Below are 9,987 nucleotides of genomic sequence, written 5' to 3' on the forward strand. Positions count from 1 at the left end.
CGCGGTGCCAGCGTTCGAGACCGGCCTGCCGGGAGCGCTCGGCCGGGGTCTGCTCCCCTGACCGGGCGGGGACGGCCGACCCGGCGGTCACCAGGGCGTTGACGTGGACGCCCACGACTCGGGACGGCGCCACCCGGGCCACCTCGGGGGAGATCAGCGACCCGAAGTCGCCGCCCTGTGTGCCGTAGCGCTCGTACCCCAGGCGCCGCATCAGCTCCGTCCACGCGGTGGCGATGCGGCGGATGCCCCAGCCGGGCTCGCGGGGCGGGGCGGAGAACGCGAAGCCGGGGAGGGACGGGATGACGACGTGGAAGGCGTCGGCCGGGTCGCCGCCGTGTCCGCGCGGATCGGTCAGCGGGCCGATGACCTCGGTGAACTCCGCGACCGAACCCGGCCAGCCATGGGTGATCAGCAGCGGCAGGGCATCCGGCTCGGGCGAGCGGACATGGAGGAAGTGCACCCGTTGCCCGTCGATCTCGGTCGTGAACTGCGGAAACGCGTTCAGCCGTGCCTCCTGCGCCCGCCAGTCGAACCCGGTGGCCCAGTACCCGGCCAGCTCGCGGACGTGGTCGAGCGATGCCCCGTCGGACCAGTCGGCGCCCGGGAGCCGCTCCGGCCAGCGGGTGCGGTCCAGGCGTCGGCGCAGATCGTCGAGGTCGGCTTCGGGGACGGCGATACGGAAGGGACGGATTTCCATGGGCCGCACGGTAGGCGCGGTCGCGGACGGGGAGTGTCCGCGACGCCCAGCGCCCGGGCGGGCATGGCAAACCGCGACCCCCGGTGACAGACCGCGATGCCCGCTGGCAAACCGCGACGCCCGGTGGCGAACCTGCCGCGCCTCCGGCCCCGCCACCCCGGACAGCGGTCATCGAGGTGCGCCACCGGCGGTGCGGATGTCAGATGGGCCTAGGTGGTGTCCGACTGATTTTGTCGCCTGCGGCGGGCTGTTCCCCTCCCCGCCCCTTCCCGACACCCGCCGATATGCGGCTCCGCCGCGTGGGGGGCTTCGCCCCTGGACCTCGGGGGCCGCGGGCGGGGGGGGGGGCCCCTGGCGCCGCGGGGGGGGGGGGGGCTGCCCCCTTGTGTGGGTGGGGGGGGGGGGGGGGCATGTATCCGCCGGACGCCCCGTAAGGCCGATCTTGGACCGGATCGTCGGGAGGCGCCATGCGTCGCGGAGCCCCGTATTCCCTGCGTGCCCGGGTTTCCCTGGGCGCCCCGCGTCCCGTACGCGCCCTACGCGCCCGGCGATCCCTGCGCGCCGCCCTCCTGATCGCGACCACCGCGACCACCGTGGCCGCCTGCGGCGGCGGGGGCGGCGGTTCCGACGCCGGTGTCGTCCGGTCCTCCTGGGGCGATCCCCCCAATCCGCTGGAGCCCGCCAACACCAATGACGTCCAGGGCGGCAAGGTCCTCGACATGATCTTCCGGGGGCTCAAGCGCTACGACCCGAGGACCGGCGAGGCCAAGAACGCGCTCGCGGAGCGGATCGAGAGCTCCGACCAGCGGAACTACACCATCACCCTCAAGAAGGGCCGACGGTTCGCCAATGGGGAGAAGGTCACCGCCGCGTCCTTCGTGAATGCCTGGAACTACGGCGCCCGGATCGACCACAAGCAGCGCAACGCCTACTTCTTCGAGTACATCGAGGGCTATGACAAGGTCCACCCCGCCTCTGGCGGCGCCCCCACCGCCAAAGCCCTCTCCGGGCTGCGGGTCAGGAACGACCGGACCTTCACCGTCCGGCTCACCCAGAAGTTCTCCACCTGGCCCAAGACCCTCGGCTACAACGCCTATGTGCCGCTGCCCCGGGCGTTCTTCGAGGACCACGCCGCCTGGCTGAGGAAGCCCATCGGCAACGGCCCGTACCAGGTGCGGTCGTACGCCAAGGGCTCGGTGATGAAGCTGCGCGCCTGGGACGGCTACCCCGGCCCGGACAAGGCCCGTAACAAAGGCGTCGACCTGCGCGTCTACACGGACAGCAATACCGCCTACACCGATCTCCAGGCGGGCAATCTCGATCTGGTCGACGATGTCCCGGCGCAGCAGTTGAAGTTCGTCCGCTCCGATCTCGGCAACCGCTACCTCAACCAGCCCGCCGGGATCATCCAGACCCTCACCTTCCCGATGTACGACCGCGTCTGGAGCGGCCCGGCGAAGGCCAAGGTCCGCCGGGGCATCTCGATGGCGATCAACCGCGCACAGATCACCGAGCGGATCTTCCAGGGCACCCGCACCCCCGCGACCGACTGGACCTCGCCGGTGCTGCGCCGCCAGGGCGGCTATCAGCCGGGGCTGTGCGGGGACGCCTGCCGCTACGACCCGGTCCGGGCGCGCAAGCTGATCAAGGCGGGCGGCGGGCTGCCCGGCGGCCGGATGACGATCACGTACAACGCCGACACCGGCTCCCACAAGGACTGGGTGGACGCGGTCTGCAACAGCGTCAACACCGTGCTGCGGAACGACCGCGCCTGTGTCGGCAAGCCGGTGGGCACCTTCGCCGACTACCGCAACAAGATGGCGGGGAAGAAGATGACCGGGCCGTTCCGGGCCGGCTGGCAGATGGACTATCCGCTGATCCAGAACTTCCTCCAGCCGCTGTACTACACCGGCGCCTCCTCCAACGACGGCCACTTCAGCGACACCGGCTTCGACCGGCTGGTCAACCAGGCCAACGCCGCCTCCGCCGACGGCCGGGCCATCGCCGGTTTCCGGGACGCGGAGAAGATCCTCGCCGAGCGGATGCCCGCGATCCCACTGTGGTATCAGAACGGCAGCGCGGGCTATTCGCAACGGCTCAGCGAGGTGGCGCTCAATCAGTTCAGCGTGCCGGTCTACTCGCAGATCAGGGTCGGCTGAGCCATGGGCCGCTATGCGCTGCGGCGGCTGCTGCAGATGATCCCGGTCTTCATCGGCTCCACCTTCCTGATCTTCTTCATGGTGTACGCGCTCGGCGACCCGGTGGCCGCGCTCTTCGGCGACAAGGCCCCCGACCCCGCCACCGCCGCCCGGATCCGTAAGGACCTCTATCTGGATGAGCCGGTGTGGCGGCAGTACGCGCACTACATGGGGCAGATCTTCAGCGGCCACTTCGGCACGGCCTTCAACGGGCAGCCGGTGACCGAGCTGATGGCGAGCGCGTTCCCCGTCACCCTCCGGCTCACCCTCGTCGCCGTCGCCTTCGAGATGGCGCTGGGCCTCACCCTGGGCGTCCTCAGCGGGCTGCGCCGGGGCCGGGGTCTTGACACCTCGGTGCTGCTGCTCACCCTCGTCGTGGTCTCGGTCCCGACGTTCGTCAGCGGCACGGTGCTGCAGTATCTGTTCGGCGTGACGTGGGGCTGGGCCAGGCCGTCGGTCTCCCCGGAGGCGCCGCTGAACGAGCTGCTGCTGCCCGGGGTGGTGCTGGGGCTGGTGTCGCTCGCCTACACCACCCGTCTCACCCGTACCTCCATCGTGGAGAACGCCCGCGCCGACTACGTCCGCACCGCCGTCGCCAAGGGGCTGCCGCGCCACCGGATCGTCACCCGCCATCTGCTGCGCAACTCGCTGATCCCGGTGGTGACCTTCATCGGCACGGACATCGGAGCGCTCATGGGCGGGGCCATCGTCACCGAGCGGATCTTCAACATCCACGGCGTGGGCTACCAGCTCTACCAGGGCATCCTGCGCCAGAACTCGCCGACCGTCGTCGGCTTCGTGACCATCCTGGTGATCGTCTTCCTGCTCGCCAATCTGCTCGTCGACCTCCTCTACGCCGTGCTCGACCCGAGGATCCGGTATGCCTGAGCCCTTTGACCCGCGCTACGACATGACCGAGGCGATCGCACCGGCCGGTGGCGGTGGCGGTGGCGGTCCGATGGACCCCGCCGCCTCCGGCCCCCAGTCCCTGAAGGGCGGGCCGCGGCGCGGCCCCTGGCGCCTCGCGCTCCCCTGGCGCGGGGAGCCCGGCCGCCGCTCCGGCGGACCGGCCGCGCCCACCGGACGGGGGCTGTGGACCGACGCCTGGCACGATCTGCGCCGCAACCCGGTCTTCGTCGCCTCCGCGCTGATCATCCTCTTCCTCGTCATGATCGCGATCTGGCCGCAGCTGATCGCGAGCGGAAACCCGTACCACGGCGACCTGGCCAAGGCGCAGGACGGCCCGGCCCCCGGCCACCCCTTCGGCTACGACCTCCAGGGCCGCGATGTCTACACCCGCACGGTCTACGGCGCCCGCGCCTCCATCACCGTCGGCATCTGCGCCACCCTCGGGGCGGCGCTGCTGGGCAGCGTGCTGGGCGGGCTCGCCGGGTACTTCGGCGGCTGGTGGGACGCGCTGCTCTCGCGAATCGCCGATGTCTTCTTCGGCATCCCGATCCTGCTGGGCGGGCTGGTCTTCCTGTCGGTGGTCACCAGCGGCTCGGTCTGGCCGGTGGTGGGCTTCATCGTGCTGCTGGGCTGGCCGCAGATCTCCCGGATCGCGCGCGGCTCGGTGGTGACCGTCAAGGAGCACGACTACGTCCAGGCGGCGCGGGTGCTCGGCGCGAGCAGCGGCCGGACGCTGCTGCGCCATATCGCGCCCAACGCCGTGGCGCCCGTGATCGTCGTCGCGACCATCGCGCTGGGCACCTACATCTCGTTGGAGGCCACGCTGTCGTTCCTCGGTGTGGGGCTCAAACCGCCCACCGTCTCCTGGGGGATCGACATCTCCTCGGCCGCGACCCAGATCCGCAACGCCCCGCACATGCTGCTGTGGCCGGCCGGGGCGCTGTCCATCACGGTGCTCGCGTTCATCATGCTCGGCGACGCGGTGCGCGACGCCCTCGACCCCAAGCTGCGCTAGCCATGGCGGCCCGCCTGCTGGACGTACGGGACCTGCGCGTGGAATTCCGCACCCGGGACGGGATCGCCGAGGCCGTCGGCGGCGTCTCGTACGCCGTCGACGCCGGTCGGACACTGGCCGTGCTGGGCGAGTCGGGCTCCGGCAAGTCGGTGACCGCCCAGGCGATCATGGGCATCCTCGACTCCCCGCCCGGCCGGATCACCGGCGGCCAGGTGCTGTTCCGGGGACGGGACCTGCTGACGATGGGCGCGGAGGAGCGCCGCCGGATCCGGGGCGCCGCGCTGGCGATGATCTTCCAGGACGCGCTCTCCGCCCTCAACCCGGTGATTCCCGTGGGCGCCCAGCTCGCCGAGATGTACGAGGTGCACCGCGGGATGTCCCGCAGGGACGCCCGGCGGCGGGCCGTCGAGCTGATGGACCGGGTCCGCATCCCGGCGGCGGGGCAGCGGGCCGGGGACTATCCGCATCAGTTCTCCGGCGGGATGCGCCAGCGCATCATGATCGCCATGGCGATGGCGCTGGAGCCGGACCTGATCATCGCCGACGAGCCGACCACGGCGCTGGACGTCACCGTTCAGGCCCAGGTCATGGAGCTGCTCGCGGAGTTGCGCCGGGAGTACGCGATGGGGCTCGTCCTCATCACCCATGACCTGGGCGTGGTCGCGGACGTGGCCGACACCATCGCCGTGATGTACGCGGGCCGGATCGTGGAGACCGCGCCGGTGCGCGACCTCTACCGCCGCCCCGCCCACCCGTACACCCGCGGACTGCTGGACTCCGTGCCGCGCGTGGACCACGGGGGCGGGCAAGCCCGCCGGGGTCACGGGGATCATGGGGGCCACGGAGGTCACCGCGGCGAGCGGCTCTACGCGATCAAGGGCGCGCCGCCCAGCCCGCTCGCCCTGCCCTCCGGCTGCCCCTTCCACCCCCGCTGCCCGCGCGCCCAGGAGGTCTGCCGCGTCGAACGGCCGCCGCTGTACGAGGTGACGGCGGCGGGCGCGGCCCCGGCATCCTCCGCGTCCGACGGTCGGGCCAGCGCCTGCCACTTCTGGAAGGAGGAGCTGCATGCCTGAGCACATGCCCGAGCACATGCCCGAGCCCGATGAGCCGGTCCTGGAGGTCCGCGACCTGGCCAAGCACTATCCGCTGACGCGGGGGGTGCTGGTGAAGCGGCGGATCGGCGCGGTCCGGGCGGTCGACACGGTCTCCTTCACCCTGCGGCGCGGGGAGACCCTCGGCATCGTCGGCGAGTCCGGCTGCGGCAAGTCCACCGTCGCCAAGCTGCTGGTCAGCCTGGAACGGCCGACCGCCGGGACGATCCACTACCGGGGCGAGGACATCGCCCGGCTGTCGGGCCGGGCGCTGCGGGCCGTCCGCCGCAACATCCAGATGGTCTTCCAGGACCCGTACACCTCGCTCAACCCCCGGATGACGGTGGGCGACATCATCGGAGAGCCCTTCGAGATCCACTCCGAGGCGGCCCCGAAGGGCGACCGGCGGCGGGCGGTCCAGGAACTCCTGGACGTGGTGGGGCTGAACCCGGAGCACATCAACCGCTACCCCCACCAGTTCTCCGGAGGCCAGCGCCAGCGCATCGGCATCGCCCGGGGTCTGGCGCTACGACCGGAGATCATCGTCGCGGACGAACCGGTCTCGGCGCTGGACGTCTCCGTCCAGGCACAGGTGGTCAACCTGATGGAGGCCCTCCAGGACGAGTTCAACCTGTCCTACGTCTTCATCGCCCACGACCTGTCGGTGGTCCGCCATATCTCCGACCGGGTGGCTGTGATGTACCTGGGCCGCTTCGCCGAGACGGGCACCGGCCCCGAGATCTACGACCACCCGACGCACCCCTACACCCAGGCCCTGCTGTCGGCCGTCCCGGCCCCCGACCCGGAGCCGCGCACCCGCCCCACCCGCATCCTCCTGACGGGCGACGTCCCCTCCCCGGCCAACCCACCGACTGGCTGCCGCTTCCGCACCCGCTGCTGGAAGGCCCAGGAGCGCTGCGCGGTGGAGGTTCCGGCGCTGGCGGTGCCGTCGGGCCTGGCGGGCCCGGCCGCCCACGCCTCGGCATGCCACTTCGCGGAGGAGCGCGCGGAGGTCAGCGCATGACGTTCAGGGCAAGATGTTCAGGGCAAGATGTCGAAAATGCTCCCACCGGAGTCGTTCCCCAGCTTCGTGCCCGGCCCCTGAGGCACCACCTTGTGCACCGGGTGGACACGCAGCCGCACGTGGGGCGCGAACGCTTGCATGGCGGTGAAGAGCCGGGGATGGTCCACCTTCCAGAAGCCGACGAATCGGCTGTTCTTGATGACTTCGTACTCGATATGCGGCGCGATACTCGCGGCGAGCTGCGGGGTGAGCTGCTGATTGAGGCCGGGAAGGTCCGGCACGCCCGGCCGCAGCTTCAGACCTATCCGCCGTATCGGCCTCTCCATGGTCTTCTTCGTGGACCACAGAACGACGGCTTCGATGTCCCGCCACGGCACGACGGTCGTGAACCGGCGGTAGCGCGTCACGGGGCCGCCCAGGGTGACGCCCGACTCATCGGCCCGGAAGGCCACCAGCCGCTTCCAGCCGACGCCCGAGAAGAGCTGAAAAGGAGTGCGGGCGTAATACTCCTGATAGACCGGAGGGTGAGGGACCGTCATGCCACGACCCTACGGCGTGCGGCTCACCCTTCGAGACGGTCGAATGCCCCCACCTTCGCGGCCCGCAGAAACGCGCGGAGCGCGGCCGGGGTCGTGGATATGACGGCCTCCGGGTCGTCGCTCTCGCGGAGGTGGGGGGTGCCGACGGAGTCGGCGGCGAGTTCCACGCAGTTGGCGGCGTCCCCGGAGCTGAAGCTGGACTTGTGCCACTGAAGCGCGGGCATGCGGACGTCTCCTAGAGCAGGGGATACAGGATGTGCTGGATGAGCCCGAGCGAGTCCTTCACCGTACGGGCCTCGGGCGCGGCCTCGGCATCGATGGACGGCAGGGCCAGCTCGCTCAGTTCGGCGAACGACCGTCCGTATTCGGCGAACGATTGACGGTCGTCAAGGTACTGGGTCTTGCCCAATTGGTCGACCAGCACCGTCCCCAGTTCCACCACGTCCGATTCGATCAGCATAAACGGGTGGCTGAACGCGCTACGGCCCTCATCGTCGAGCGAGATCACCTGGATCGTCACATTCGGCAGTCGTGACACCTCGATCAGCCGCAAGAGCTGATCGCGCATCACCGCCCGGCCTCCGTACAGCACGCGCAGCGCCGCCTCATGAATGATGGCGTGCAACCGAGGGGGTTGGTCACCGATGAGGACCTGCTGACGCCGCATCCGGAACTCGACGGCCGTCTCCCGTACCTCGTTCGCCGCAGGGGAGAAGACACTGCGGTGGACGGCGGTGGCGTACTCGAAGGTCTGGAGCAGCCCCGGAATGAACAGCAACTCGTAGTTGCGCAGGGCAACGGCTCCGGCCTCCAGCTCTGCCAAATCGAGGTGAGTCGCACCGAGGGTCGTGCGGTAGTCGCTCCACCATCCCTTCCCGGATTCCTGCCCCAGGGCCAGCAAGTCGTCAACAGGGTAGGTATATGTACCGCTGAGCGCCTGAGCGAGCTTCTGAAGCCGCTCGGCCGACAGGTTCGTCCGGCCCGCCTCGACGTTACTGAAGTGCGGCTGGCGCATCCCCACCACTTCAGCCGCCTCGCCAACAGTCAGCCCGGCCGCCTCACGCAGCCTGCGCACCTCGGCGCCGAACCGGCGCTGCCGATACGTGGGATCGGCCCTGAGCCCCATGCGGATTCCCCTTTCACCCGTGGGCGAGTGTTGCGCGGTGCAGGCGGATACGTCCACTCCGTGACCATCATCCGGCCAACCGGGTTGTATCTATACCCGACGTGTCGCTACCTTACGTATGGCGCCAGTCACAGAAGGCACTCACCTGGAGGCTGCCCCATGCGCATGCCCGAAGAGCCCTGGTCCTACGGCCTGTTCATCCCGCACGACCCACGCGCCGTGGGCGTCGTACGGGCCACCATCCGTCACATCCTCAAGGCGGCGCGGCTCGACTGCATCATCGACAGGGCCGAACTGCTCGTGTCGGAGTTGGTCACCAACGCGTACCGGAACACCACCACCGACGCGTACGTCAGCATGGACTGGGAGCCCACACCGCCGGACTTCCGAGTCACCGTATGGGACTCCGGCTGCGGGCTGCCGCAGCCGGTGACGGCGAACGTCGAGGACGAGAGCGGGCGCGGGCTCACGCTCGTCGAGTCGTGCTCCGACACCTGGGGCGTGCACGACTACACCGACAAGGACTCGGGCGTCACCGGCAAGGCCGTATGGTTCACGCTGAACCCGCCGCCACCCGTGATGGGGCAAACTGGATGAACGCTGGCCTGAAGCGATCACCCTACGTGGACGACCTACGGCATACCGGAGGAGACAGCGCCGTGAGCACACAGCCCATAGAGGACTCCCACGACGAGCCGCTGTTCCCCATGCCGCCGCTGACCGAGCAGGCTCTGCGGGTCGCTGTGCGCTCCCTCGACCTCGGCGCGGCCGTCCGATTCGAGGAGGAATTCCACAGCGCCTGGCAGGAGGCGGTGCAGACCGACAGCACCGTCCCCATGCACACCTTCCTCCAGCGCTGGGGAGTATTCGTGGCTCTGCGGCGCTATCCCGGACGGGCCCGACGGCTCCACGAGTTGGAGGCGGCCGTCGCCGAAGCACCCAGCATCGAGGACGCCCGGCGGGCCTCAGCCGAGATCGGACTGCTGTTGGACGCCGCACGTCGCGAGGTCGCAGCGTGAGCGATTGGACCTGGGAGTACCTGCCCGATGCCGAGAACGTGGTCGGCGGTGTGGATCCCCAGATCAAGCACGATGTTGAGCGACTTGCCCAGCGGCTGGCCGACGCCGCCGCCGTCAAGTACCTCGGCGACCCGCCGATTCATGAGTCCGGGGTATCCCGATTACTCGACCATGCCGAAGGTCGGCTGATCGTCTGGTACCAGGAGCATCGTCGCTTCACCACCATCTTCATCGTCCGGGTGCAGCATTGGCCCGAGTCGGACGGGGCCTGAACGACCGCGAGGGCCCCGCCCCCCCCGGCGGGTTACAGGGGGGGGGGGGGCCCGGGGGGGGGGGCCCCCCCCCCCGGGGGGGCGGGGGGGGGGGCCC

At 70.2% G+C, this 9,987-nt stretch carries 12 protein-coding genes; 8 read left to right on the forward strand and 4 right to left on the reverse strand.

Annotated features, from left to right (window positions below):
• Positions 1-697 (reverse strand): epoxide hydrolase family protein (locus ACFXB5_RS50150; protein ID WP_385221909.1); only part of this gene is annotated, 697 nt, incomplete at its 3' end.
• 467 nt (positions 698-1,164) lie between these two features.
• Between ACFXB5_RS50150 and ACFXB5_RS50155 the strand changes: the two genes are divergently transcribed.
• From ACFXB5_RS50155 to ACFXB5_RS50175, 5 genes are read left to right on the forward strand one after another with little or no spacing between them, the layout of a single operon-like run.
• Positions 1,165-2,856 carry an ABC transporter substrate-binding protein gene (locus ACFXB5_RS50155; protein WP_385221912.1) on the forward strand — a complete coding sequence of 564 codons (1,692 nt, stop codon included), beginning with the start codon at positions 1,165-1,167 and terminating at the stop codon, positions 2,854-2,856.
• Between the two features lie 3 nt (positions 2,857-2,859).
• The gene (locus tag ACFXB5_RS50160; RefSeq protein ID WP_385221915.1) at positions 2,860-3,783 is read left to right on the forward strand and encodes an ABC transporter permease; all 924 of its coding nucleotides are present in this window, start codon (positions 2,860-2,862) and stop codon (positions 3,781-3,783) included.
• The gene (locus tag ACFXB5_RS50165) at positions 3,776-4,819 is read left to right on the forward strand and encodes an ABC transporter permease (protein ID WP_385221918.1); all 1,044 of its coding nucleotides are present in this window, start codon (positions 3,776-3,778) and stop codon (positions 4,817-4,819) included. Before ACFXB5_RS50160 ends, ACFXB5_RS50165 begins: the two co-directional genes overlap by 8 nt.
• 2 nt (positions 4,820-4,821) lie before the next feature.
• Positions 4,822-5,892 (forward strand): ABC transporter ATP-binding protein, encoded by a 1,071-nt coding sequence (locus tag ACFXB5_RS50170; protein ID WP_385221920.1) that lies wholly within the window; start codon positions 4,822-4,824, stop codon positions 5,890-5,892.
• A 16-nt stretch (positions 5,893-5,908) separates the two neighbouring features.
• A complete protein-coding gene (locus tag ACFXB5_RS50175; RefSeq protein ID WP_385221938.1) occupies positions 5,909-6,934 on the forward strand; it encodes an ABC transporter ATP-binding protein in 1,026 nt (341 codons plus the stop codon).
• A 17-nt stretch (positions 6,935-6,951) separates the two neighbouring features.
• Here ACFXB5_RS50175 and ACFXB5_RS50180 read toward each other — a convergent pair whose 3' ends face one another.
• Genes ACFXB5_RS50180 through ACFXB5_RS50190 form a run of 3 tightly spaced genes read right to left on the reverse strand, consistent with a single transcriptional unit; the run spans position 6,952 to position 8,599 of the window.
• Complete coding sequence (locus tag ACFXB5_RS50180) at positions 6,952-7,473, reverse strand: hypothetical protein (protein WP_385221923.1); 522 nt, start codon at positions 7,471-7,473, stop codon at positions 6,952-6,954.
• Positions 7,474-7,496: 23 nt separating this feature from the next.
• Positions 7,497-7,697: a DUF397 domain-containing protein gene (locus ACFXB5_RS50185; protein WP_385221925.1), complete on the reverse strand. Its 201-nt coding sequence runs from the start codon at positions 7,695-7,697 to the stop codon at positions 7,497-7,499.
• An 11-nt stretch (positions 7,698-7,708) separates the two neighbouring features.
• Complete coding sequence (locus ACFXB5_RS50190; RefSeq protein WP_385221928.1) at positions 7,709-8,599, reverse strand: helix-turn-helix domain-containing protein; 891 nt, start codon at positions 8,597-8,599, stop codon at positions 7,709-7,711.
• A gap of 159 nt (positions 8,600-8,758) precedes the next feature.
• Here ACFXB5_RS50190 and ACFXB5_RS50195 point away from each other — a divergent pair, with 159 nt between their 5' ends.
• The 3 genes from ACFXB5_RS50195 (at position 8,759) to ACFXB5_RS50205 (ending at position 9,890) form a co-directional block, all read left to right on the forward strand.
• Positions 8,759-9,196, forward strand: coding sequence for an ATP-binding protein (locus ACFXB5_RS50195; protein WP_385221930.1), 438 nt, complete (start codon positions 8,759-8,761; stop codon positions 9,194-9,196).
• 62 nt (positions 9,197-9,258) lie between these two features.
• Complete coding sequence (locus ACFXB5_RS50200; protein WP_385221932.1) at positions 9,259-9,618, forward strand: hypothetical protein; 360 nt, start codon at positions 9,259-9,261, stop codon at positions 9,616-9,618.
• Positions 9,615-9,890 (forward strand): hypothetical protein, encoded by a 276-nt coding sequence (locus tag ACFXB5_RS50205; RefSeq protein WP_385221935.1) that lies wholly within the window; start codon positions 9,615-9,617, stop codon positions 9,888-9,890. The genes ACFXB5_RS50200 and ACFXB5_RS50205 overlap by 4 nt, the downstream gene beginning before the upstream one ends.
• Positions 9,891-9,987: the final 97 nt, after the last annotated feature.

The organism is Streptomyces sp. NPDC059455, assembly GCF_042750115.1.
Lineage (GTDB): Bacteria > Actinomycetota > Actinomycetes > Streptomycetales > Streptomycetaceae > Streptomyces > Streptomyces endocoffeicus.